Origin of the sequence: Clostridium sp. 1001271st1 H5, from assembly GCF_005845215.1 — a bacterium.
Taxonomy (GTDB): domain Bacteria; phylum Bacillota; class Clostridia; order Lachnospirales; family Lachnospiraceae; genus Enterocloster.
The window spans coordinates 116,385-140,455 of sequence record NZ_SPHO01000017.1; the positions used below are offsets into that span (position 1 = coordinate 116,385).

The following is a 24,071-nucleotide window of genomic DNA, read 5'->3' on the forward strand; positions in this document are numbered from 1 at the left end:
CCCATTCCATACAGCCATCTTTCTACGCCAGCGGGTTATAAGGACATTTTTCCTTCAGGCACTGTTGGTTCCGTCCATACAATCCGCACACTATCTTTCCGGGACGCTCCATCCGTATCCCGAATTTCTCCTCCACAAAATCAATTGCCTGCAATATGGCTGTGTAGGAATCCCGTTTGCAGCATCTGGGACCGCCTGTTTTGGCAATGGCTGCAAGACTTCTGGATGTCATTTCATTGCAAAGCCCCCACGCTTCCCCGCTTAAGGGAGATGCTCCGGTAATCAGACTGATGAAAATGCCTGTACTTACTGCTGCCCCGCAGGTCCCCCACAGTCCGCAGATGCCACCCGGGACCTGTGCTCCCCTGTTTCTCATCTCTTCCAAAGCCCCATCCAAATCCAGCTCTCCCCCTGACTTCTTATAGGCAGCCAACAGCGCGGAGCCAACCAGCACATGATGTTCCGGACCGTGCATATAGATATGGGGGGACAGGATGATTTTCTTCATGATTGCCACCGGGTCCCTGCTGGCTGTATGCCTGCATATATCTTCAATCACCCGCAGTCCAATCTGTTCATGACAGCTGTCACAGATAAAATGTCCGTTCACGCACCTGGCATTGCTCATAAACTTCCTGCGGCAGTAAGTACATTCCATCTCAATCTGAGTTTTAAGATATTCCAAAGGCGCACCGCATACCAGACACCCCGCCGCCTGCTCTTCCACTGTCCCTTCTTCCGCTGTCCCTTCTTCCGCTGCCTGTTCTTCCGTTACCTGTTCTTCCACTGCCTGCTCTTCCGCTGCCTGTTCTTCCGCTGCCTGCTCTTCCGCTGCCTGTTCTTCCGTTACCTGTTCTTCCACTGCCTGCTCTTCCGTTATCTGCTCTTCCGTTACCCATTCTTCCATTATCATATCCTCCGATTAACCAATCAATTTCTTAATCCGGCCATCTTAAACCCATTTTACAAGTCATATACCCATAAGATAACTCCATCCCAGTATACCATAAACCATGGTCCTGTTAAATCCCAAAAAAAGCATAAACCGATCCTTTCCGGAACCGGTTTACACTCTTTTCCTCATTGTTTCATATATTCTACAATGGTTTCCCTTATCATCCCTCTGTTTTCTACTCCCTGCCCAGGGTAGCCCCTGACCGGGCCGTATTCACCAGGCGGGCGTACCGGCCCAGAAGGCCCTTTTCCTTTGGCCGTGTGACGGCCTTCCACTCCCTGCGTCTGGCTTCCAGCTCCTCGTCGCTGACCTCCAGATGGAGATAATCCTTATACAAATCCACGGTTATCCTGTCCCCGTCCTTTACCAGGGCAATGGGACCGCCCTCCGCCGCCTCAGGACACAGATAGCCGATGCTTAAACCGCCGCTGGCCCCTGAGAAACGTCCGTCAGTGATGACCGCTGTGTTGGGAATTCCCTTGATGATTTCCGTAATCCGGTGCAGTTCCTTCATGCCCGGACCGCCCTTAGGCCCTTCATAGCGTACAATGACAGCATCGCCTTCCTTTATCTCCTTTGCCCGGAATGCAGCATAGCACTCATCCTCGCCCTCAAATACCCTGGCCGTGCCCTTAAAACGCCGCACTTCCATAGGCACCGCCGATGTCTTTACCAGCGCGCCCTGGGGCGCCAGATTGCCGTAGAGCACCTGAATTCCGTCCGCCCTGGATACAGGCTCATCCATGGACTTTATGACTTCCCTGTCTCCCTGAACCGTGCGCGCAAGAACCTGCCCCAGCGTCTCCCCTGTCACGGTCAGCACATCCTTATGCAGCACAGACTCCAGCTCCTTCATCACAGCCGGTATTCCGCCCGCACAGTGCAGGTCTACCACAGTCCTGTTTCCGTTGGGTACAATGGAACAGAGTACCGGTGTGGCGGTGGTAATCTTTGAGAAATCATCCCAGTCCAGGGAAATCCCCAGCTCTGCCGCCAGCGCCGGAAGATGAATCAGGGCATTCAGGGACCCTCCGATGGCGGATAGAAGGGTAATGGTATTCTCCAGCGCCTCCCGGGTCATAATCTGGCTGGGACGAATCTGTTTCTCCACCATATTCATTACAGCCCGCCCTGACTCCCTTGCGCTGAAACGGCGCATACTGGTGCTGGAAGGAATCAGGCTTCCTCCCGGCAGCATCATTCCCAGGGATTCGCAGAGGGCGCCCATGGTATTGGCGGTTCCCAGGAAGGGACAGATTCCGGGGCCGGTATAATACTTGAGCGTTCCCTCAATCAGCTGCCGTTCAGTTATCTCGCCCCGCAGGAACTGCTGGCGCAGCTCCTTGGACTCATTGGGTTTTATCTGGGCGTAGCAGGGACCGGCTGTGACGATAACGGACGGAAGGTCAATCCTTGCCGCTGCATTCAGCATTCCCGGTACGATTTTATCGCAGGAGCCCATATACACCACTCCGTCAAACACTCCCTCGCCCACCACCATGGCCTCAATGGAATCCGTGATGATTTCCCTGTGGGGCAGACAGTAGCGCATACCGGAGTGCCCCTGGGCAATGCCGTCGCACATGGCCACCGTGTTGAACTCAATGGGTTCGCCGCCGGCTTCCAGGATTCCCTTTTTAACTTCCTCCGCCAGCTGTTTTAAAGGTTCATGTCCCGGACATATCTCATTCCAGCTGTTGGCAATGGCAATAAGGGGCTTGTGGTCCAGGGAATCAACGGAAACACCTGCCGATGCCAGATGGGCCTTGGATATAGCCTTCTGGAACGGCTCCAATTTATCAATTGCTCGCAACATCATTTCCTCCTGCTAAAACTGCTTTCTTCTTGTTATACCGGTTCATGAACACCCATACGGCAGCCATAACCGCAATCAGCACCGGCACGGAGATAAACGGCCTCTTGATAAATGCCTCGTATACCAGAAAGCTTACCGTAAGGCTGGTAGCTGCAAAGGATGTAATCATGCCCTCTCCCAGGTCCAGTCCCACGGACGTGGCCAGCTGGGTCAGAACCGGTGCCGTGGCCGTACCTGCCAGCAGGATAGCTCCTGTACATACCAGACCCATGATGATGTTCTTAAACAGATTTCCTCTGGTGATTGCAACCACCAGTGCCACACGGAAGGTTACAACTGCCAGGTCTGCAAAGGGAAGCACGCGGTTTCCCGGAAGCACGGCTGCCATAAGAATGGTCAGCGGAATAACAATCAGGGACGTGGTGATAACATCCGGATTTCCCACTACAACCGCTGCATCCAGGCCAATGAGGAATTTCCTGCCCTTGAACTTCTCCTGGGTGAACTTCTTGGCCGCCTCTGAGATAGGCATAAGTCCCTCCATGAAAAGGGAGGTCATCTTGGGAATCAGTACCATGACAGCCGCCATGTTCACACCCAGGGCCATGATGTCAGCCACTGAATACTTGGCCAGAATACCGATGACGCATCCAAGCACCAGTCCCATGATGGTGGGTTCCCCAAAGAAACCCAGATATTTTTTCGCATCCTTGATTTCAAAATTAATCTTGTTGATTCCGGGTATCTTATCCAACAGCCAGTTAAGCGGAGCTGCAATGATAATGGAGGACAGGGCCGACATGGTTGGAAGGGATACGCCCGGAATGCCGAAGTAATCCTCCACCAGAGGCGCGGTCCAGTCTGACAGCTTGAATGTGATGATAGCCATGATAACGGTTGCACCGATTCCCATTGCCACATTCTTCGTCACAAAATAAACCATGATTCCTACAATTGCCATATGATGATAATTCCAGATATCCACATCCAGGGTATCGGTGGCCTTCAGTACCAGCATGACGATGTTGGTGGCCAGGATACAGAAAATAAGGATGGCAATAATGGGTGATGACCAGGTAACTGCTGCAATGGCTCCCCAGCCCACATCCAGAATATCCAGCTTAATGCCGAAATTCTGCACCATGGCCTGGGCTGCAGGTCCCAGATTGCTCTTCATCATGTTGATGACCAGGTTGATACCTGCAAAGCCAATGCCGATGGTAAGGCCGCTTCTGAATGCCTTTGACAATTTTACACGGAAAATAAGCCCTATGATGGTAATGATGATTGGAAGCATGACCACTGCGCCTGCGTCCAGAATCGTATTGAATATATTATAAAGTATCTGCATATGATTAATCTCCCCTAAGATTTCATTTGTCTTTCATAGCCAGTGACGGTCTTCCTGAACCCTTTTTTATTTCAGATGGGACAGAATCTCATCCAGCGTTGCGTCCTCGTTGATTCCTGTGAGCAGGGAAATGGCGCCTACCACCGGGATATCCACATTGCCGCCTGTAAACTTTCCGGTGGTAACCAGCAAATCAAAATCCTCTGCCTTGGATTCCACTTCCAGAAGCTTGCACTGGGTTACGGATACCGGAATTCCGTTATCTTCACATTTTTCCCTGATTTTGGTTGCCACTACGGTTGATGTTGCGATTCCATTTCCACATGCCACTAATATACGTTTCATTTTGAATTCTCCTTTGATAATCTGATTTTTAGTTTTCATTTTCCAACAGATACTGCTTGATTATTTGATGGATGGTGTCAGGCTGTCCTGCCTCCACGATGAACTTCACATCCTCCTGGTTCTGTATCAGCTTCACGATTCTCTGAAGCATCTCAATATGTCCATGGGCCTCTGTCAGGGCCAGCATAATAACCAGGCTTACCGGCACGTCATTGTCCGGTTCATCCATGGCCCGGAAAGGGGCCGGTGTCTTAAGCACAGCCACGCAGATGGCTGCCTCGTTCACATGGCAGATATCCGCATGGGGAATGGCCACATTGATTCCCCCTGTCTTAAGGCCCGTGGGGAAGGACTGCTCCCGTTCCAGAATGGCCTTTTTGTATGTATCCTTTACAATGCCTTTTTCACAAAGATAATCTGTCATGGCGGACAGGACTTCCCGGTCCGTCATAGGTTTATCAAATTCCAGAATCAATGATTCATTAAATGCAATAGAGCTCATGATTCTTTTTCCTCCATACTCTTCATTTTCTCTTCCATGGCTGCTATGGAACTGCGGATTCCCTCTTCATTCTCATTCAGAATGTCCTCCTTCCGGAAGATGCCTGAACCGATTCCCGCAAATGACGCCCCTGCTGCAAAGTACTCAGCCACATTTGCGGTTCCGATGCCCCCTACGACCATCAGCGGCATTTTACCCAGGGGCGCCTGGATATCTGTCACGTATTTGCTTCCCAGCCTGCCGGCAGGAAATATTTTCACGATGTCAGCCCCATCCAGAAAACTCTGCCTGATTTCCGAAGGTGAAAAAGCACCCGGCACAGACACCACGCCCCGTTCCCGGCACAGGTCCAATATACGTTTTTCAAATACCGTAGGCGACAATAAAAAGGCTGCACCTGCATCAATAGCCTCCACGGCTTCTTCATAGGTAAGGACCGTGCCGGCTCCCACCATGATTTGTCCTCCGAATTCCTGGCTGATTTTCCGTATGGATTCCAGGGCTCCCGGAGTGTTCATGGTAATTTCAACGGAGCCTAAGCAGGTCCCGGCCAGGTTCTTGACAACCGTGCGGGTCTGTGAATAGGTATAGCCTCTTAAGATTACTGTCACTTTCGGAAATTTCTCTATATTCATCATTCTCGCTCCTTTCTGACATTATATAAAGCAAGAATGATGCCAACTAATTGACTGATTTTGTATTTTTACATAAAAGATTCCGGATTTCTTCCCGTGTCCGGCTGGCGCGTATGGCAGAAACCATGGATTCATCAGAAATAATCTGATACAGCTGTTCAAAATATTTTTTGGAATCCTCCTGAATCGCCAGCACAAAAATAACATCCACCGTGTTGACCCCATCCCACAAAACGGGTTTGTCTAATTTTGTAACGGAAATGACTGGTTTTGTAACCAAACCCGGGTCGCCGTGGGGGATGGCAATTCCCTGGCTGAGACGGGTGGTCATCATTCCCTCCCGCTTGTAGACGCTGAGCAGGAATTCCTGCCTGACAAAGCCTTCCTCCGCCATGTGTCCCACTGCCTGGTCTATAATCTGGTCCTTAAACTCCGCCTCTGTCCTTATATAGATATGGTCCAGGGAAATGACCTCCGACAGCTGGTTTTCCTCAAACATGGCGCTCCGCTTCAATATGCTGCGGAGCTGCCGGATGCCCTCGGGGCTGTAAATCCGGCTTACGGATATAAAGGGATATGCCTCTGAATCCGGATTGATGGTGCCCACTATGGCCAATATCTCATATTCCTTTTCCGTATTTGCAATGATGCGCTCAATGCTGGAGTCCTCAATATAGCCCCTGGTCACTACAACAGTCCCGGCCAGATTGCTTTTCAGCCGTTCCGTCAGATGCTCCTTCAGTTTCACCGCAGCTCCCTGGCCCGTTATGCACAGGCACAGAATCGCCTTTTTCCTGGCCTCTGTCTGCTCCCTGTTTCCGGTGAGCTTAATCCTGTCCAGCTCGTCCGCTATCTCGTTCAGGGATTCATCCGTCCACATGGTCTTGCGCACCGCCTCCACCACCATCATGGTGTCTGTGCGTGACAGCACGCGGACCTGCATACCTGTCTCCTCCCGAATCTTTTGTCCCACATTCAGGAGGGACCCCATATCCGCCAGGACAATGCAGCCTTTTCCCTGGTTAATGCGCCTGGCCATATCCACTGTCTTTTCCGCCATCTGGGCCGGCGTATCCCACAGGTTCATGTCCACGCCAACTGCATGTTCCGTACCCATGATGGCGTTGGCGACCTGGGCCATTCCGCTGGCAACCGGCCCATGGGACACCACCAGCACAGCAATTCTTCCCTCCTGGGCCGTGTCTTTTTTCCTGAATTTTCTGAAGTACATGGCCAGAAAGCCCTTCTCCTCCTCAGGCAGGGACAGATAATACTTTTTCTGTATTTCATCCACAGCATAGCAGGCTGCCTCATAATCCTCATGGTACTGCTGGCGTATGTTCTCCATGCCGGGATACACCATGCGTCCATGGCCCCGCATCCGCTCCATGGCCATGTTCAGATGAATGGCCAGTGGAAACACCACCTGTTCCTCCAGCCCCGGAAGCCGTTTCCTGGCCAGCTGGCAGATATCCCTTGTCATACGCAGGATGTCATCCCCCACAATGGAGGCTATCTCGTCCTCCCGGATACCTGACTTCTGGAATTCATGGATATTGCGCTGGAACCTGGACTCTATCTCATCGGTCAGCTGGACTTCAATGTCCTGGTCCCTCAGACCGGACCTTAACAGCTGGTCATATTTTTCCTCCAGGGATTCATATATGTTAAAGCCCTCCAGAAATGCTTCGGCCCTGGGTTCCCCCGCATGTTCCCCGGAATCATCGGGAAATACATAGCAGTCGTCCGGACACAGCTCCCTTATCTCCTTGGTAATCCGGTCAGGCACATACCCTTTTCTCAGGTTCTCGGTCAGGCTTCCGAACGAAACCGTAATCCGGCCGTCCTTCCTGGCCCGGCCTTCCAGAAACGCCTTGGCGCAGCACACCTGGATATCTGATTTCAGCTGTCCCACATTGCCGGGACAGTCACCGGACAGCAGACACCAAAGGGCCTGCTGCCTGATTTTTATCTGCTTCCCCAGACGTCTGGATTCCCACTGGAAAAAACGCAGGATAAACTGCAGCTTCTCTCCCGCAGAACGGTCCTTCAGGGGCGGAATCTCTATGACCATGGGAATCCTGCGCCTGAAGGTCAGGAGCAGGGAGCTCTGGGGATTTTCCGTGGTCGCGGCAATGACCATCACATGGCTCTCCCGCTGGGTATCCACTTCCCCCAAACGTCTGAACCTCCCTTTATCCATCAGGTAAAACAGGATTTCCTGGCCCTCCGGCGGAAGCCTGTGCACCTCGTCCAGAAACAGGATTCCCCCGTTGCACAGCTCCACCACTCCCTTTTTATTGTCGGCAGCCCCTGTGAAGGCTCCCTTGCTGTATCCGAAGAGCTGGGCCAGAAGAAGCTGGGGATTATCCGCATAATCCGCACAGTTAAATTCAAAATACGGGGCATCCTTTCCGAAATTCTCAGTGCCGCAGGCATACTCATGCATGAGTTCGGCCAGAAAGCTCTTTCCCACGCCGGAAGGACCGTATATCAGGCAGTGGAGCCCTCTGGGAGGGTACAGCACTGCTGCCTGGGCGCGGGTAATCTGTGTCTTCATGCTTCCGTCAAATCCCACAAAGGCGCTGAATGCAGTTGCCCGGTCATCCTCCCATGCGGATTCCGCATGTTCCCCATATTCCGGCGACGGGTCTGTGTTTTCCTTGTCCCGGCAGACACCGGAAGGAGTCCATATCCCCAAAAGTTCTTCCCGCAGCTTACCCGCGGCGTATTTTCCTATCTTATAGCCAGCATCCTCCAGCATCCTGGTAAGCCCCCGGTCCGACAGGTCCGGATGTTCCGTGAGAATCCGCTTCATATCTTCAAATATGACCGGTTTCCTCCGCTTCCTGGAATCAGGGATATGGTGTTCCCGGCGTACTGTGGTCACATCCTCCCTGAATACCTGCAGGCGGGACGCTATTTCCTCGTCTGTCAGGGGATTCTTACTGTCCTCATCTTTTATGATTTGCAATATCTGTTCTTCCATGCGCGCACTCCCCTATACAATCGTGTGGCCTATGCCAATGGTTATTATCATACCATCTTTTGATATGATTTACCACATGGCAATCCAATTGGTACAACACCCCTGCATCCCCTATCCGTTCCTGCATTGCAGCGCCCGCTACCGAAAGCCGCTTACACAGTGCCGGGCCAGACATTCCTCCAAAAATTCCACACAATACTGCTCCAGATGCTTCAGCCCTTCCTTTTCTATGGGAAAATGGCCGGCTCCCTTTAACAGCTTCATCTCCTTACTGCAATTCAGCCGGTCAAAAAACAGCCTGCTGAGACCGGCATCCGTCCATCTGTCATTTTCCGGGTGCACCAGAAGCACCGGACACCTGCGGAAACGCTCCGGCTCCGGGTGGATGTCGGGATTCAAAAGCGTGTGCAGAAATGCTACCGGCACTCTTGCTCCGGAAGCCCGCCTGTCTTTCATCAGCACCTCCGCCAGTTCCTCATGATTTACAATTGCCTTCATATTCCCCACCCACTTCATAGGCACTTTTACAAAGCCCAATCTTGCGGATGCTTTTGTTATGGCTCTCAGGCCGTGGTCTGCCATCCATCTGGAACCGGCCGTGCTTTTACGGACCGTCGGATTTCTCTGGTCCAGAAGACAGGTGGCTATGACGCCCTGAATCCCGGGCAGACCGGATGCAGTCTGATATGCCAGGATTCCCCCTGCGCTCAGACCAAACAAAAAGGTGGGGCTTATCTCCCTGGTCTGATAATACATGACTATCTCGGCCGCGCAGTCCACCCAGTCCTGGTACACCACCGTTCCATAGTACTCCGTCATCCCATAGAGGGGAAGGTCCGGGCATATTACCTCGTATCCCTGCTTCATGAGAGGCACCGCTATGAACGACAGAAGCCTTCCGTTCCCTCCCACGCCGTGAAACAGTATGATTCGCGCCTTTGGTTCCTTTACCCTGTAATGGTCTATATGTATGCCAAACCTGCCAATACCCACAAAATATTCATCCGGCAGACAGGCCTCTGTCAGGCGGTTTTCCTCCGGCAGGTATTCCTGCACTTTCTTCCAGTATCCATCTTTTCCGTAATACATGTGTGTCCCTCCGCTTTGCGTCATTGCTATTTTTAAACCATGGGCCGGATGGGGTATTGCTGCAACGCAAAAAGACATAGCCTGCAATCTTGTATAAGATGCAGGTTATGCCCTAAATCTGCCGGTGCATAATCCTATTTTATTATGGTTGCAATCCTGGTTTCCGTCGCTGTCAGCGTCGTCCATCCCTATTCCAAGCTCCTTTTGCCAATCCCTGATACAGCTTTATAAAACAGCCGTATAAAAAATAGTCTGAATGCAGATGCCTCTACATTATGCAGCATTATACGAAATAGGCAATGGATTGTCAATGTTATACTCTGAATCTTAACAAAATTTTAATTCTATGTTTGATTCCCATGCTGATGTCCGCCATTTTCCGGACCTAAAACCACTTTTTTGTTTCCCTACAGATAATGAGGCGTCTTTGGCGTCAGCACCTCACAGCCGTCCTCTGTTATCAGCACCATGTCCTCAATATTAAATCCGTTGACTCCCCGTATATAACAGGGAACCTCCATGGCCAGGACCATGCCCGGCTCCAGAAGCCGCTTTGTGGAGGCATTGATATATGGTTCCTCTGCCGTGGCAGGCCCCAGGCTGATGCTGTGGCCGCAGTGGCCCCTTCTGTAACAGGGATACTGTTCTTTTACATACTCATAGGCAGTCCGGAACAATTCACAGATGGGAAGTCCGGGCTTTGCAGCCGCAATCATCCTTCTCTGCCCCTCATACAGACGGTCCTTCAGCCGGAACAGCTCCGGGGCAGCATCCTTCATGACCCAGGCCCTGGATGTATCTGTGGTATAAAAATCAAACTCCGCATTGACCCCGGCGTCATACTTGACCACATGGGTGCTCTCTATGACCCCATCCTCCGGAAGCGTAAGCCTGGCTCCCGAGGGCCCGGTGGAGAACATGGACCATGGGCTGGGTACGCAGATACCGGAGGAGATGACCGACTGCCTGAAGCAGTCCGACATTTCCTTCTCCCTTACCCCCGGCTGCACCATGCGGCTCACCTGGTAAAAGCCCTGGTCCGCAATCCCGCACAGGGTACGGAACATCTGTATCTCATCCTCCGCCTTCACGCTTCTGGCCAGCACGAACATAGACGATATATCCACAAACCGTACTTCCGGAAATGCCTCTTTAAGCTGCCTGAAATAGGGCACATTCAGATACTCAAGCTCCACGCCCAGCGTTTTGTCAGCCAGGTCCATGTCCTTTACCATCTTCTTCAGCATATCAAAGGAGGATTCCATCACCGGTTTATCAACAGTCTTTCCGGCACCTGTGATTTCATCCCATGTCTTTACTCCCACCCAGGTATCATAGGGGCGCACCACAAACTCCGGGGCGTCCTTCCCCAGGCTTTCCTTCTGTTCCCTTACACGCTTTTCAAATGTAAGTTCTTCATAATCCATGGTAGTGAGCTGGGTTGCCGCCCCGTCATCCGCAGACATGACTGCCAGTGCAAAGCCGGGCTGCCGGGAAACCGTGTGCTGGTGTCCTGCAAACCCTGTCACATAGTGGAAATTTTCCGGAGATGACACAATCGCGCCGTCCAGGCCCCTTTCCCGGAGCATTGCCTTAATCCGGCGCTCCTTTGGTTTTATGACTACCTTCTCAAATTTCATTCTTCTGCGCTCCTAACTGCAGGTGGATGCTGGTTAAGCTACCGGCCCATTTTCCTGTCCACAGCTGCCTTTAACTGTCCCAATGCCCTTTCGATGGTCGCCCTCGGACACGCGATATTCATGCGCATATAGCCGTCTCCCTCCGGTCCGAATCCCCGTCCGTCGTTTAAGGCAAGTCCTGCTTCCTCCACCATAAATGCCTGAAGCTCATCCCCTGTAAGGCCCAGTCCCCGGCAGTCCAGCCACAGCAGATACGTGCTCTCCGGCTTCCGGAAATGAATCTCCGGTATGTTCTCCTTCAGGTAGCTCCATGTATAATCAATATTTCCCTCCAGGTAATCCAGAAGCTGCTCCAGCCATTCCCCGCCTTTCCTGAATGCGGTTTCCACTGCCACCAGGCTGAAGCAGTTGTTGCGGTGCACGTCCATGCCAAACCAGAATTTCTCATACCTGTCCTTCATCTCATGGTTCGGGAAAAACAGGGTGGCTGCCTGAAGCCCCGCCAGGTTAAAGGTCTTGGTGGCCGAGGTGCAGGTGATGGTGATGCCGGCAATCTCCCTGGAAATCCCCGCCATAACCGTGTGGCAGTGGCCGTACAGCATCAGGTCCGAATGAATCTCATCCGAGATAATCGGAATCTTGTATCTGAGGCATATGTCCCCCACCTTCTCCAGCTCCTCCTTTGTCCAGGAGCGTCCCACCGGGTTGTGGGGATTGCACATGATTAAAAGGCCGGGCCTGCGCTTTGCAGCTTCCTCAAAGGCTTCGTAATCAATTTCATAATACCCGTCCTGCTCCTTTAAGGAAACCGTCAGCGGCGTTCTGCCGCTGTTCACAACGGAATCATGGAACTCAGAGTAAACCGGGGTAAAATACAGCACCTCCTGGCCCGGCTCCGTGAATTCACGGACAATGGTACAGATGGCCGGGATAACGCCCAGCGCAAAGGCTGCCAGGCTCTTGTCAAATACATGGCCGTTGCGTTCCTCCTGCCACTGGCACACCGCTTCATAATAGGAAGCAGGACGGGTGGTATAACCGAATATGCCCTGCCTGTTCCTCTCCTCCATGGCGTCCATGATGGGCTGCGCCGTCTTCAGGTCCATATCCGCAATCCACATGGGAATCAGGCCGTCCCTGCCGAATTTCCTGGCGCACTCATCGTATTTTGCAGAGAAATTACGGCTGCGGTCCACGGGTTCATCAAAATTATATTTCAATTGGTTCATCCTCCTTTTTTACAATTCACACCTGCTGAAATGGCCAGGGGGAGCCCCCTCCCGGACCGCCCGTGCCGGCCGGCCGCAGGGAAGGAATGCTCCCCCTTATATTCTGGGGCCTGTCTGAATATTCATTATGGCCTGGAGCCTGTCTGAACATTCATTCCAGCCAATGCACGCCCTAGTTCTTCAGTCTTGGGTCCAGAGCGTCCCTCAGGCCGTCGCCCACCAGATTCAGGGACAGGGCAATGGTTGCAATGGTCAGTCCCGGGAACAGGACGCCCCACACGGAATAGCGCATGTACTCCTTTGCATCCGAAAGCATGGAGCCCAGTTCCGGAGCCGGAGGCTGCTGGCCCAGCCCCAGATAGCTGAGGGCCGCCGTATTCAGAATCTGCGCCGCCACAGCCATGGTGGCCTGTACTATAATTGTTCCCACTGCGTTGGGTAATATGTGCCTTACTATAATGAATACCGGGGAACAGCCGTATGCCTTGGCAGCCTCTATGTACTCCATGTCCACGATATTAAATACCGCGGAACGGACCACCCTTGTAAACCCCGGCACCTGGGAAATAATCAGCGCCAGAATCAGGTTGCGGATACCGGCTCCCAGGGACGCTGCTATGGCAATGGCCAGAAGCAGTGTGGGAATGCCCATGAACACGTCCAGTATACGCATCAGCACCGTGTCCACCTTGCCGCCGTAATAAGCCACTATGGAGCCCAGAAGGCAGGCAATCAGGCAGGCCACTGCTGTGGATACAATGCCCACGGTCAGGGACACCCTGGCTCCGAAAAGCACGCGGGCAAAGATATCGCGGCCGTAATCATCTGTTCCAAATAAATGGTGCAGGGAAGGTCCCAGGAACCTGGCATCGTAATTCTGTGTAATGGCATCCGCCTCATAGTCGCAGATAACCGACGCAAAGGCTGCCAGCAGAACCACGGTTACGATGATGACAAAGCCAACCATGGCCAGCTTGCTTCTGCGGAAGCGTTTCCATATTTCAGCCACACGGCTCTGTTTCTTCCTGTCTTTCTTAACTGCATCAGGCTGCAGGTTGTCGTTTGGCACGTCTAACACCTCCTACATATTTGGCTTTGATTCTGGGGTCAATGTATGCATATAAAATATCCACAATCAGGATGATTACCACATTGAGGGCTGCCAGGAACAGGATGCAGGCCGTTGTCTGGGGTATGTCCTTGGACCGGATGGACGTGATGGTAAGGGAGCCCAGTCCCGGTATTCCGAATATGGATTCCACCAGCACGGTGCCTCCCAGCAGGTAGCCGAATTCATTACCAATGACCGTGATAACCGGCAGCAGCGCATTTCTGAGCGCGTGCTTGTAGATAACAGTGTGTTCCGATGCGCCCTTTGCCCGCCCAGTCCTTACATAGTCCTGGCGTATGGTCTCCAGCATGTTGGAACGGGTCAGCCTCAGTATGCTGGCTGCCGTGGCCATGGCCAGGGTCACCACGGGCATGATGAAATGCTTCATGGTGACCACGCCTGTAAAGGTAGAGGGCAGAAGGCCCAGCTTCAGTGAAAACAGCATGACAAACATCATTGCCAGCCAGAACTGGGGCACCGCGGCAAAAAACATGGCGGATATGGTACTGATAAAATCCAGGCCCGAATATTGCCGCACCGCCGATATGACGCCGATGGGAACACCTATCATCACTGCCAGGCAGATAGAAAGCACACCTATGCGGAATGTCACGCCAAAACGGGAAAAGATTTCATCAAATACAGGCTGACGGGTTCTGTAGGAGGTACCAAAGTCCCCGTGAAGGGCATCCTCCAGATAGTGTACATACCTCACCACAAACGGGTCGTTCATCCCCAATTCTTCATTTAACTTATCAATCTGCTCTTTTGTTGCCGATGTTCCCAGGATAGCAGACGCAGGGTCACCTGGCGTAAAGGACATGATACCATATACGATGAACGACACGCCCAGCAATACCGGAATCATCAGCAGCAACCTTTTCAAAACATATTTAATCATAGATATGCTTCCTTTCAGATATCGGTAGTTCAGACACCCGGCTTAAAACCCACCGGCCTTAATTCCAATGCATATCGCGAAGGGTTGAGAAACCGGAATCATAGGACCTGTCTACCGTGACTCCCTTATTGTATGCACATGTAACCACACGGTCATAAATCGGGATAATAATTGTATCTTCGTACAGCTTCTTCTCTATAACAGAGTATATATCCTTTCTCTGCTCCGGGTCCTGACATACGGAACCGTCCTCAAATGCCTTGTCAACCTCCGCCTCATTGAGCCTGGAGAAATTATATCCGCCAATGGCGCTGGACATAAATACAGTGCTCCAGAAGTCCACATCCGGGTCCATGGTCTGTACGATGGTGGACATGGCGAAATTACCGGACTTCATGTCGGAAACCCATGTATTGGCCTCCAGCTGCTCCACGGAAATATTCACGCCTATCTGTTTCAACTCTTCCTGGTAGACAACGCCAATCTTCTTATAGTTTTCATAGCCAACCACAAAGGGGATTTCCTCTCCATTGTAATCTGTCTTTGCCAGATACTCTTTTGCCTTGTCCAGATTGAACTCAGGCGTTGTGTACTTGCCGGAGTAACCCGCTGTCCTCTCATCCCATAACAGGCTGGACACCTTGGCAACGCCGTCCATACCCACTTCCACGATGTGTTCCCTGTTGGTGGCATAGGCCAGGGCCATACGGAAGTTGGGGTCATTTAAGAAAGGAGCTTCCAGATTCATGACAATATACCCGCTTCCCATGGTTGGATTCAAGTCAAGGACCAGGTCCTGGCTGCTCTGCAGTTCCTGCACAGCGATTGGAGGAATGGTGTATGTCATATCAATCTCGCCTGTCTGAAGTGCTGTAAGGGCTGTCTCCGGATTGGTCAGCACTACAAAGTTGGCTTCCTTAATCTGGGGCAGGGCATCGTGGTACTCGTCAAAACGCTCCAGGACAACCTGGGAGCCTGAATCCCACTGTTTGAATTTATAAGGCCCTGTGCCTACCGGCATCTGCCTGATGTTGTCGCCGGCCTCATTTACCGCCTTCTCATTCATGATACAGACCGTGGAGGCCACTGCTGTCAGGAACGGCACATATGGCTGGTCCAGAACGATTTTCACTGTCAGGTCATCCACTGCTTCAGCCTTGACGATGTTCTTTGTGAAATTGGACATCTCGCTGGAATCCTTTGCCCGCATCATGGAGAAAACCACGTCGCCTGCTGTCAGGGTTTCCCCATTGTGGAATTTTACGCCTTCCTTCAGATTGAAGGTATACTCTGTGCCGTCCTCGCTGATGCTGTAATCCTTACACAATACATTTTCATAATTGCCGTCATAATAGCGCAGCAGGCAGTCAAAGATGTTGCTGTACACCACCTTGTCCAGGTCCATGCCGCTGTTATAGGGGTCAAATCCCGCAAAGTCGGAATAGACGGCAATCTTGATGGTGTCCTTTCCGCTTTCCTGGGTGCCTGCATCCGCCGCTTTCTCGGTTCCTGCGCCTGCACCTCCCCCTGAACTGCTCCCTGAACCTCCTCCGCATCCGGCTATGGTACCGGCTGCCATTGCGCACACTAAAAGCATGCTGATTAGTTTCTTCTTCATCTGTTTACCTCCCTTATTTTAATTAAATAATACACATGCAACCTGGTGGTTCTCTGAAACATTTTTCAAAGGAATATCATGACCCATGCATTTTTCCGTTGCCCTTGGACATCTCGGCGCAAAACGGCAGCCCGGAGCCGGGTCAATGGGACTCACGATTTCTCCTTTTATGCTCTGTCTTTTCCTGTTCCTGCCCTGAAGCCTGGGTACCGGTATGGAATCCAAAAGCGCCTGGGTATAGGGGTGAAGCGGGTTCTTGAACAATTCCCTGCTGGAAGCCTTCTCAATGCACTGGCCCAGGTACATGACCATGATTTCATTGGAAATATGCTTTACCACAGACAGGTTATGGGTAATGAACATATATGTAAGCCCCCTCTGCTCCTGTAAATCCATCAGCAGATTCAGTATCTGCGCCTGGATGGAAACGTCCAGGGCCGATACCGGCTCGTCACAGACAATGAACTTGGGATTCAGGGACAAAGCCCTGGCAATCCCGATACGCTGGCGCCTCCCCCCGTCCAGCTCATGGGGATATGCATTGTACAGGCGGGAAGCCAGTCCCACCGTGTCCATCAGCTCCGCCACCCGCTTTTCCACTTCGGATTTCTTCCGGCAGATTTTATTTACCATCATGGGCTGCCCTATGGTCTCGCTGACCGTCATACGCGGATTCAGGGACGCATACGGGTCCTGGAAAATAATCTGCATATCCGTGCGCAGGTTCTGCATATCCTTTCTGCCGCACTTTAATATATCCTTTCCGTCAAAGAGTATCTGCCCTGAATTCGGCTCCGACAGCCTCAGAATGGTCCTGCCCAGGGTAGACTTGCCGCACCCTGACTCCCCCACCACTCCCAGGGTTTGTCCCTGCAGAATCTGCATGTTCACATCATCCACTGCGTGGAGTTCACCGGCAGGCGTATGGAAATACTTTTTCAAAGATTTCGTCTCAAGTAAAATTTTATTATCAGACATGCCAATTTCTCCTTATACCTTGTCCTGCCATCCTGGTTTGATGCCGGAATACGGCGGACAGACGGCGGGAATGAATTATCAAACGCGTTCCTGGCCATCCTGGTACAGGTGGCACCGAATCATATGGGTTCCCTCCACGCATTCAGGCGGCTGGGCACTCTTACATATATCCATGCATTTGGGGCACCGTGGATGAAACTTGCAGCCCCGGGGCAAATCCGTGGGGTCAGGCATCAGCCCTTCAATGGGGTTGAGTCTCCTGCTCTCCACCTCCAAATCCGGTATGGAACCAAAAAGTCCCTCCGTATAAGGATGTCTGTTCTTTCCTTCATATATATCTGCCGCTGTGCCGTACTCAATGATTTCCCCGGCATACATGATTGCCACCTTGTCGCATATCTCAGCCACGATTCCCAGGTCATGAGTAATCAGGATGATGGAAGTATTGATTTTCTCCTTCAATTCCTGCATCATGTCCAGTATCTGCGCCTGAATCGTCACATCCAGCGCCGTGGTAGGCTCATCGGCCAGCAAAAGCTCAGGCTTACAGGCAAGGGCCATGGCTATGACCACGCGCTGCTTCATGCCCCCGGAAAACTGATGGGGATAATCCTTTTTACGGCTCTCCACAATTCCCACCAGCTTAAGCATTTCCTCAATCCGTTCCTGCTTTTCCTCAGGCGTCAAATCCATGTGGAGTTCCAGGGCCTCCCCAATCTGGTTTCCCACTGTAAGCACCGGATTCAGGCTGGTCATGGGGTCCTGGAAAATCATGGATATCTTTTCTCCCCGGACCTTCCGCATGTCCTCCTCGGCTGCTTTGACCAAATCCTCCCCGTTAAACATGATTTCCCCGCCGGTAATTCTCCCCGACACCTTTGGCAGAAGGCGCATAAGGGACAGCGCCAGGGTGGTCTTACCTGCACCGGTCTCCCCCACCAGGCCAATCGTCTCCCCCTTATTCAGGGTAAGGGATACGTGATTGACTGCTTTGACAATGTCCTCGTCCGTCGTGTACTCCACGCTCAGGTCCTTAATTTCCAACAGCTTTTCTTCCATAATCCAGCTCCATTCTGTTTTTATCTTAATTAAAGCCCTAGCACAACGCTGTACTAGTGAAGATAATCCTTTAACATGTTCATGGACTGCTCATTGATTCTGTCCCACATCTCATACACCGGAATCTTCCAGTCACACTGCCGGACCTTCTCCGTCAAATGAGGGCTTGCACAGATAACCGATGCCTTTTGGGCGATTTTCTTCCACTCGCTCCTTTTATCCTCGTAATAGACTTCCACATCCAGGTCAGGGCACATTCTGTGAATCAGGTTCACAAAGCCGTCCGCGGACTCCTCCTTTTTACAGATAACCGCTGCCACAGAACCTGCTTCCAGGGATTGCAGCGCATCCATCACATCCGGGGCAACCTCCACCGTCATACCGTAAATAATAGGCTGGTAGCTCCTGGCTATGCTTCTCACCTGGGCATACTGAAAGTAGGTGGTAATGATTGCATCCAGGTGCTCTATCTGGTCCCGGTGCTCCTCCAGGTAATCCCGCAGCTGGTCCAGGTGGACCTCCTCAACCTGCACATCCGCCTCCCTGGCAATCTGCATGGCGAAACGGTGGCCGATATTCTTATCCTCATAAACAAAAATCACACTTTTTTTCTTGCTCTCCTCAATCTCCTTCAGGACCTTGTCCACAATGCTGCGGACCTCTTCCACAGACAGCTGGTAGTAGATGGCATTCTTAATGGATGTGACCAGCTCCTCCTCCAGCTTTTTCTTATCCATGGACTCGGTCTGCACAATGGTTCCTATATGCGGTCTGGTAACCACCAGCTCCTGCTGCTCCAGACGCTTATAAGCATTGCGCACCGTATTAATGCTGATTCCCAGCTCATCAGCCAGTACGCGGATGGGAGGAAGCTTTTCCGTCCACCGCACCTCGCCGGTAAAAATGCTCCATCTGATATTCCTCACCAACTGGTCCGTGTATGGGATTTTAGAGTCCTTGTTGATTTTCCACACTTCGGCATATTGAATCATAGATATTCCAATTGTCCTTTCTTCCTGTTGGGCAACATATATAATGTTTGATTGTTTGTTTCTATTGTTACTATTGTTTCTATCACAATGTCAATATAGCATACTTTTTAGGCTTTGTAAATATGTACATATTTTAGAATATATCGGTATATTTTTATGCATTATTTACATTTTTCGGCGTTTGATAACTTTATTTGATTGGTATCAATGTTATTTTGGCTGTTTGTTTGGTATAATTAAAAAATGACGTACGTTCTCTCCACTTATCATTTCAGACTGAAGTGGGGCGAAAAAGGTATACGGACCGATGATGCGCATGCGCCAGCGGTTTTGACAGGGCGGACAAAAAGCAAACACCGGGAGATAATAAACAAACACCGGGAAATAACGGCCCCGTCATCCGGGCCTCCCGGTGTTCTTCCCTGCAGCTGTAATGGATTACCGCCCTGTTTTTAAGGACAGCATCCTGTCTTTCCATCTGGGGAGTATACGTCTTTATTTCCTCTCCAATCTGCTCCAGATACATCTGGTCATCATCACAGACAGCCACCTGCAGTCTATCCATGGGATGAATCCCCCTTATTGTTGTGTCCATGGGGCAGGACAATGGTTGCGGCTGATGCAGCCCGTCTTAATCCCATGTTCTCCATATCTCCGGCTGATATCCGATTGTGGCCTTTTTGCCGTTTCTGACAATAGGTGTCTTGAGCACCTTCTGGTTTTCCAGAACCTTTTCATCCCGGTCCTCAGCAGCAATGTACCTGATGAGTGCCAGCGCATCCTTATCTTTGCAGTCAGCATTCAGCATAGCGTCCAGACCGCCCACGGCCTGTTTCACACTGGTGTACTCTCCTTTGCTCATGCCTTTTTCCTTTAAATCTATTAGTTGGTATTTGATGTTCCGCTCCTTGAAGTAGCGTTCGGCTTTCTTTGTGCCAAAACATTTTTTGGTTCCGAAGATTTGTATGTTCATTGGGTCGTCCTCCGTTTATGATTAAAAGTTTCATAGTTCCATTATGTAGCAGCATCTCGGCGGCCTGAATTAATAAAATACTTCCGGAAATCACTGTACCTTAAACTGATTCGGAGCTTTGCCGTATTTCTTTTTAAATTCCTTTGCAAAGTAACTCATATCGTTGAATCCACAGCTATAGGCCACCTCGGATACGGAAGAATTATGTTCTAATGCTAATGCCGCTTTCTCCAGTCTGTAGTTTTTTGTATACTTTATGGGACTTATACCAAGCGTCATTCTAAAGCATCGCAGCACTTCACTTGTGCTGACCATGGCATAATCAGCTATCTGCCTGATTGTGATTTTATCTGCATAATGAAGATGTATATATGCCAGCATCATTTTCAAACGTTCTTCCTGCCTTATAGAGTTCTTTTCACGCGCATTTACATGCTTTGGTTTGTTCGCGATGATGATACTAATAAGCTTTGACAGTTCATATCGGACATCTATCTCATATCCTTTTGGTTCATCTGCGCACTGCTGCCATGCTTTTAATATCAATGCATTCATTTCCCTATCTGTTTCCGATTCCATACCGATTTTTACATAACACAAATTCTGTTTATCGGATATAAATGGCCTTGTGTAGTTCTGCCAAAAAACACTGTTCTCCCTGCCTCCCGTGACAGAGGGTTCCCAGCAAATACATTTTAATCTGCATTCTTTATTTGAGTTTGCCGATATGCCATGGAGGATTCCGGAATTGATTATAATACTTTCATGTTCTGACAACGTTACTGACTCAACACCAACCATGACCTTTATATCGCCAGAAACAACAGCAAATGCCTCAATTTCATCATGCCAATGCAACGGTACCGGCATTCTGCTCACATTATCCAAAAAGCAGGCTATTGGAAATAAAGAAGAGCCTGTTTGCATAATTTCTTTTCCATTTTTGTCTAATACCGCCTCTGTATTACAGGCAGATAATGCCATAGAATCTCCACCTTTTAACTATATTGGTCATTTTGTCATATTATTTGACTATAACAAACTAACAGGATTGTAAAAATGCTTATATAATCATAGTACAGCAATTAATATTATACTGTCAAGGAGAACTGTCGTGAAAAAACGCTATCAAAAAACACTTATTGCATGTTACCTGGGTTTTATTACTCAGGCCATTGCCGCTAATTTTGCTCCGCTTCTTTTTATTACCTTTCATAAGACCTATCATATCCCTCTGGGAAAAATTGCACTTATCTCTACTTTCTTTTATTTTACACAGTTGGTGGTGGATTTGGCATGCGCCAAGTTCGTAGACAAAATAGGATATAGGACCAGCGTCGTTTTATCGGAGATAGCTTCTGCAGCGGGCCTCGCAGGCCTTGCGGTCCTGCCTTCTGTCCTGTCAAATCCATTCATTGGCATCATTCTGTGTACGATTGTTTATGCGATAGGAAGCGGTCTTATTGAAGTTTTAGTCAGTCCCATTGTTGAAGCTTGTCCTTTTGAGAACAAAGAAGGAACTATGAGTTTACTGCACTCCTTCTATTGTTGGGGAGCCGTATGTGTGATTTTAGTATCAACCATTTTCTTTGCCGTATTTGGACTGGACAACTGGAAAATTCTTGCCTGCATTTGGGCTTTAGTACCGCTTTACAATATATACAATTTTGCAACCTGCCCAATCGAAACACTGGTAGAAGAGGGTAAAAGCATGACAATGAAAGAACTGTTTCAAAACAAGCTTTTCTGGATACTCTCACTTCTTATGGTCTGTGCCGGCGCTTCAGAGATTGCCATGGCCCAGTGGGCATCAGCCTTCGCAGAAAGCGCACTGGGTGTTTCAAAAAGCATGGGCGACATAGCCGGCCCGGGGTGCTTCGCAGTTTTAATGGGTACCAGCAGGGTTTTCTATGGAAAATACGGAGAGAAAATAGAATTAAAGAAATTTATGGTTATATCAGGAGCACTGTGTCTATTCTGCTATTTATTAGCCGGATTATCAAATTCCCCTGCTCTTGGCCTGGCCGGCTGTGCTATCTGTGGTTTTTCCGTGGGAATCATGTGGCCAGGTTCCATCAGCATTTCATCAAAGACAATGCCTCTTGGAGGCACAGCCCTGTTTGCCCTTCTTGCATTATCCGGTGATTTAGGCGGTTCATTAGGACCAGGCTTTATCGGGATGATTTCACAAAATGCTGGTAATAATTTGAAAACCGGCATTTTAGCCGGAGTCTGTTTTCCTATTGTACTGCTCATATGCGTATTCTACCTAATGAAGCGTGAGCGTAAATAACTGGGCTATTTGGGGATGAGCTATTTGGGAATGAGCTATTTGGAACTGGGCGATTTGGAACCGGGCAATTTAGAACCGGGCAATATAGAACCGGGAGGATTCTATGAAAATCGAATATGTGACACTGTATGTGAACAATCTGGAATTCATTAAGGAATTTTTTATCAAATATTTTGGCGCCAGTATTGAAAAAACTTTAAATGTTGCATTTGATGCAAAAGCATATATTTTATCATTCGATGAAGGCTGTATGCTTGAAATAATGACCCATCCCCATAGGAAGGATACGGAAAAATTTTTTCGTAGAACTGGCTTTAACCGTCTTGTGATAAATGTCGGCTCCCAAAAAAAGTTATGGGATATTTCGGACCAATTACAGGCCGATGGATATGACTTAATCAGCTCCCCACATGATACATGCAACGGATATTATGGTTGCTGTGTAATTGATTCTGAAAATAATTTGATAGAATTGGTAATATAACCCAGATGAAAATTCATTAAATAAAATATGGTTTAATCCTGTAAAAACAATATAAAAATTCAGATTAATACTCGTTTCTGCCTGTATAATTTCTTCTTGCGTCATAGGTCGCGAACCATTTTCATCAGGAAAAGTAGGTTGTTTACGCTTATGAAAAAGATTTGAAAGCAAGTGCCATATTTAATATTAAGGCATAGTCTATCATTTTAGAATACACGCATTCTTTAAATAGCATCAATTCTCTAAATGAGTCATTATTGGGAGCATATTGAATTATTCCCTCCAGGAATCCAAGATTTTGGTGGGTATCATTTAATAAGGCGATTAATTCATCATCCATTGTATAAAAATCGCCTGACATCTACGGGGATGGAGTAAACGAATAATAGGTAAATCCAGACTGAGCATTTTCTTTATGACCGATATATTCTCCTGTGTATGGGATTATTGTGCTTACCTCTATATGTCTATATGAAGTATTTAATTAAGTATATCATATATTTTGAGATACAGAAAGAATAATCTCCTATTTTAATTCAGAATAATAGATAATAATGAAATATAAATACTATATTAGTTTCCACGACCTAGCCATTCCCACGCCTCATTGCTTATCGAAATGGGATTCAATATTTTGATGGTATCACAGCGTTTGGGCCACGATAAAGTGGAAACCACCTGGCGGACATATGCGCATCTATATCCGGATAAGGAAAAAATGCTGGCCACCCAACTGGATACTGCCAAAATACACGGAATTGCCGGAAACCTGTCAGTTGAGGAGCAGCTACTTAAATTTATGCAGCAGTTTCAAAAGTACGTCACGGAGCAGCCCGCACTTATTGATATCAGCCAGGAAGAGATATACCGATGGAATCCGGAAACCAAAGAGAAGGTTTTAGTCACCCAGGAAGAATTTGAGACAAAAGCTGAGTTAGACGAAAATATAGAGGCCGCCTTGGCTGTTACAGAAATCTTCCAGGACGGTTACCTGGAAATCTGTGGCTTGGTGTATTGTCTTGCCGTTACTGTTCAGAGGTATCATAAATCAGTATCGGCAAAGTGACGAAATTTAAAATTTAAGAAATAGCGTATTTTGTGGCTATGTCTA

Annotated in this window: 23 protein-coding genes; 3 read left to right on the forward strand and 20 right to left on the reverse strand. The window is 49.5% G+C overall.

Going from position 1 to position 24,071, the window contains the following annotated elements:
* Window positions 1-22: 22 nt before the first annotated feature.
* The 19 genes from FGS84_RS22395 to FGS84_RS22485 form a co-directional block, all read right to left on the reverse strand.
* Window positions 23-907, reverse strand: a complete 885-nt coding sequence (locus tag FGS84_RS22395; protein ID WP_347563870.1) for a DUF5714 domain-containing protein — start codon at window positions 905-907, stop codon at window positions 23-25.
* 223 nt (window positions 908-1,130) lie between these two features.
* Window positions 1,131-2,774 (reverse strand): dihydroxy-acid dehydratase, encoded by a 1,644-nt coding sequence (gene ilvD, locus FGS84_RS22400; RefSeq protein WP_243130040.1) that lies wholly within the window; start codon window positions 2,772-2,774, stop codon window positions 1,131-1,133.
* Window positions 2,755-4,122, reverse strand: coding sequence for a PTS transporter subunit IIC (locus FGS84_RS22405; RefSeq protein ID WP_138310532.1), 1,368 nt, complete (start codon window positions 4,120-4,122; stop codon window positions 2,755-2,757). Before FGS84_RS22405 ends, ilvD begins: the two co-directional genes overlap by 20 nt.
* 66 nt (window positions 4,123-4,188) lie before the next feature.
* Window positions 4,189-4,467, reverse strand: coding sequence for a PTS sugar transporter subunit IIB (locus FGS84_RS22410; RefSeq protein WP_138310533.1), 279 nt, complete (start codon window positions 4,465-4,467; stop codon window positions 4,189-4,191).
* 28 nt (window positions 4,468-4,495) lie between these two features.
* Complete coding sequence (locus FGS84_RS22415) at window positions 4,496-4,969, reverse strand: PTS sugar transporter subunit IIA (RefSeq protein WP_138310534.1); 474 nt, start codon at window positions 4,967-4,969, stop codon at window positions 4,496-4,498.
* Entirely contained in the window at window positions 4,966-5,607 is a 642-nt protein-coding gene (locus FGS84_RS22420; RefSeq protein WP_330641015.1) for a bifunctional 4-hydroxy-2-oxoglutarate aldolase/2-dehydro-3-deoxy-phosphogluconate aldolase, read from the reverse strand. Before FGS84_RS22420 ends, FGS84_RS22415 begins: the two co-directional genes overlap by 4 nt.
* Window positions 5,608-5,650: 43 nt before the next feature.
* On the reverse strand, window positions 5,651-8,593 hold the full coding sequence (locus FGS84_RS22425) for a sigma 54-interacting transcriptional regulator (RefSeq protein ID WP_138310535.1): 2,943 nt from the start codon (window positions 8,591-8,593) through the stop codon (window positions 5,651-5,653).
* 138 nt (window positions 8,594-8,731) lie between these two features.
* Window positions 8,732-9,682, reverse strand: coding sequence for an alpha/beta hydrolase (locus FGS84_RS22430; protein WP_138310536.1), 951 nt, complete (start codon window positions 9,680-9,682; stop codon window positions 8,732-8,734).
* A 407-nt stretch (window positions 9,683-10,089) separates the two neighbouring features.
* Window positions 10,090-11,322, reverse strand: a complete 1,233-nt coding sequence (locus tag FGS84_RS22435) for a Xaa-Pro peptidase family protein (RefSeq protein ID WP_138310537.1) — start codon at window positions 11,320-11,322, stop codon at window positions 10,090-10,092.
* 38 nt (window positions 11,323-11,360) lie between these two features.
* Entirely contained in the window at window positions 11,361-12,542 is a 1,182-nt protein-coding gene (locus FGS84_RS22440) for a MalY/PatB family protein (protein ID WP_138310538.1), read from the reverse strand.
* A gap of 181 nt (window positions 12,543-12,723) precedes the next feature.
* The gene (locus tag FGS84_RS22445; protein WP_138310539.1) at window positions 12,724-13,620 is read right to left on the reverse strand and encodes an ABC transporter permease; all 897 of its coding nucleotides are present in this window, start codon (window positions 13,618-13,620) and stop codon (window positions 12,724-12,726) included.
* Window positions 13,595-14,563, reverse strand: coding sequence for an ABC transporter permease (locus FGS84_RS22450; protein ID WP_138310540.1), 969 nt, complete (start codon window positions 14,561-14,563; stop codon window positions 13,595-13,597). The genes FGS84_RS22445 and FGS84_RS22450 overlap by 26 nt, the downstream gene beginning before the upstream one ends.
* Window positions 14,564-14,621: 58 nt before the next feature.
* Window positions 14,622-16,181 (reverse strand): ABC transporter substrate-binding protein, encoded by a 1,560-nt coding sequence (locus tag FGS84_RS22455; protein WP_138310541.1) that lies wholly within the window; start codon window positions 16,179-16,181, stop codon window positions 14,622-14,624.
* 18 nt (window positions 16,182-16,199) lie between these two features.
* Window positions 16,200-17,159 carry an oligopeptide/dipeptide ABC transporter ATP-binding protein gene (locus tag FGS84_RS22460; RefSeq protein ID WP_138310542.1) on the reverse strand — a complete coding sequence of 320 codons (960 nt, stop codon included), beginning with the start codon at window positions 17,157-17,159 and terminating at the stop codon, window positions 16,200-16,202.
* 78 nt (window positions 17,160-17,237) lie between these two features.
* Complete coding sequence (locus tag FGS84_RS22465; protein WP_138310543.1) at window positions 17,238-18,218, reverse strand: ABC transporter ATP-binding protein; 981 nt, start codon at window positions 18,216-18,218, stop codon at window positions 17,238-17,240.
* Window positions 18,219-18,271: 53 nt separating this feature from the next.
* Window positions 18,272-19,210 (reverse strand): GntR family transcriptional regulator, encoded by a 939-nt coding sequence (locus tag FGS84_RS22470; RefSeq protein ID WP_138310544.1) that lies wholly within the window; start codon window positions 19,208-19,210, stop codon window positions 18,272-18,274.
* 271 nt (window positions 19,211-19,481) lie between these two features.
* On the reverse strand, window positions 19,482-19,775 hold the full coding sequence (locus FGS84_RS22475) for a hypothetical protein (protein WP_138310545.1): 294 nt from the start codon (window positions 19,773-19,775) through the stop codon (window positions 19,482-19,484).
* Between the two features lie 66 nt (window positions 19,776-19,841).
* Window positions 19,842-20,183 (reverse strand): ArsC/Spx/MgsR family protein, encoded by a 342-nt coding sequence (locus tag FGS84_RS22480; protein WP_138310546.1) that lies wholly within the window; start codon window positions 20,181-20,183, stop codon window positions 19,842-19,844.
* A 90-nt stretch (window positions 20,184-20,273) separates the two neighbouring features.
* Window positions 20,274-21,167: an AraC family transcriptional regulator gene (locus FGS84_RS22485; RefSeq protein WP_138310547.1), complete on the reverse strand. Its 894-nt coding sequence runs from the start codon at window positions 21,165-21,167 to the stop codon at window positions 20,274-20,276.
* A gap of 130 nt (window positions 21,168-21,297) precedes the next feature.
* Between FGS84_RS22485 and FGS84_RS22490 the strand changes: the two genes are divergently transcribed.
* The gene (locus tag FGS84_RS22490; protein ID WP_138310548.1) at window positions 21,298-22,476 is read left to right on the forward strand and encodes an MFS transporter; all 1,179 of its coding nucleotides are present in this window, start codon (window positions 21,298-21,300) and stop codon (window positions 22,474-22,476) included.
* 103 nt (window positions 22,477-22,579) lie between these two features.
* Window positions 22,580-22,960, forward strand: coding sequence for a VOC family protein (locus tag FGS84_RS22495; RefSeq protein ID WP_138310549.1), 381 nt, complete (start codon window positions 22,580-22,582; stop codon window positions 22,958-22,960).
* A 148-nt stretch (window positions 22,961-23,108) separates the two neighbouring features.
* On the opposite strand, the gene FGS84_RS22500 is transcribed toward FGS84_RS22495, so the two are convergent.
* Entirely contained in the window at window positions 23,109-23,300 is a 192-nt protein-coding gene (locus FGS84_RS22500; protein ID WP_138310550.1) for a hypothetical protein, read from the reverse strand.
* 279 nt (window positions 23,301-23,579) lie between these two features.
* Between FGS84_RS22500 and FGS84_RS32010 the strand changes: the two genes are divergently transcribed.
* The gene (locus FGS84_RS32010) at window positions 23,580-24,026 is read left to right on the forward strand and encodes a hypothetical protein (RefSeq protein WP_138310551.1); all 447 of its coding nucleotides are present in this window, start codon (window positions 23,580-23,582) and stop codon (window positions 24,024-24,026) included.
* The last annotated feature ends 45 nt before the right edge of the window (window positions 24,027-24,071 follow it).

Coding starts and splice junctions, on each gene's coding strand:
- FGS84_RS22405 (WP_138310532.1), bottom strand. CDS start 4,122: ATGCAGATACTTTATAATATATTCAATACGATTCTGGACGCAGGCGCA.
- FGS84_RS22410 (WP_138310533.1), bottom strand. CDS start 4,467: ATGAAACGTATATTAGTGGCATGTGGAAATGGAATCGCAACATCAACC.
- FGS84_RS22465 (WP_138310543.1), bottom strand. CDS start 18,218: ATGGAAGAAAAGCTGTTGGAAATTAAGGACCTGAGCGTGGAGTACACG.
- FGS84_RS22450 (WP_138310540.1), bottom strand. CDS start 14,563: ATGATTAAATATGTTTTGAAAAGGTTGCTGCTGATGATTCCGGTATTG.
- FGS84_RS32010 (WP_138310551.1), top strand. CDS start 23,580: ATGGGATTCAATATTTTGATGGTATCACAGCGTTTGGGCCACGATAAA.
- FGS84_RS22415 (WP_138310534.1), bottom strand. CDS start 4,969: ATGAGCTCTATTGCATTTAATGAATCATTGATTCTGGAATTTGATAAA.
- FGS84_RS22420 (WP_330641015.1), bottom strand. CDS start 5,607: ATGATGAATATAGAGAAATTTCCGAAAGTGACAGTAATCTTAAGAGGC.
- FGS84_RS22435 (WP_138310537.1), bottom strand. CDS start 11,322: ATGAAATTTGAGAAGGTAGTCATAAAACCAAAGGAGCGCCGGATTAAG.
- FGS84_RS22395 (WP_347563870.1), bottom strand. CDS start 907: ATGGAAGAATGGGTAACGGAAGAGCAGATAACGGAAGAGCAGGCAGTG.
- FGS84_RS22460 (WP_138310542.1), bottom strand. CDS start 17,159: ATGTCTGATAATAAAATTTTACTTGAGACGAAATCTTTGAAAAAGTAT.
- FGS84_RS22500 (WP_138310550.1), bottom strand. CDS start 23,300: ATGGATGATGAATTAATCGCCTTATTAAATGATACCCACCAAAATCTT.
- FGS84_RS22470 (WP_138310544.1), bottom strand. CDS start 19,210: ATGATTCAATATGCCGAAGTGTGGAAAATCAACAAGGACTCTAAAATC.
- FGS84_RS22485 (WP_138310547.1), bottom strand. CDS start 21,167: ATGGCATTATCTGCCTGTAATACAGAGGCGGTATTAGACAAAAATGGA.
- FGS84_RS22425 (WP_138310535.1), bottom strand. CDS start 8,593: ATGGAAGAACAGATATTGCAAATCATAAAAGATGAGGACAGTAAGAAT.
- FGS84_RS22455 (WP_138310541.1), bottom strand. CDS start 16,181: ATGAAGAAGAAACTAATCAGCATGCTTTTAGTGTGCGCAATGGCAGCC.
- FGS84_RS22495 (WP_138310549.1), top strand. CDS start 22,580: ATGAAAATCGAATATGTGACACTGTATGTGAACAATCTGGAATTCATT.
- ilvD (WP_243130040.1), bottom strand. CDS start 2,774: ATGATGTTGCGAGCAATTGATAAATTGGAGCCGTTCCAGAAGGCTATA.
- FGS84_RS22430 (WP_138310536.1), bottom strand. CDS start 9,682: ATGTATTACGGAAAAGATGGATACTGGAAGAAAGTGCAGGAATACCTG.
- FGS84_RS22475 (WP_138310545.1), bottom strand. CDS start 19,775: ATGGATAGACTGCAGGTGGCTGTCTGTGATGATGACCAGATGTATCTG.
- FGS84_RS22480 (WP_138310546.1), bottom strand. CDS start 20,183: ATGAACATACAAATCTTCGGAACCAAAAAATGTTTTGGCACAAAGAAA.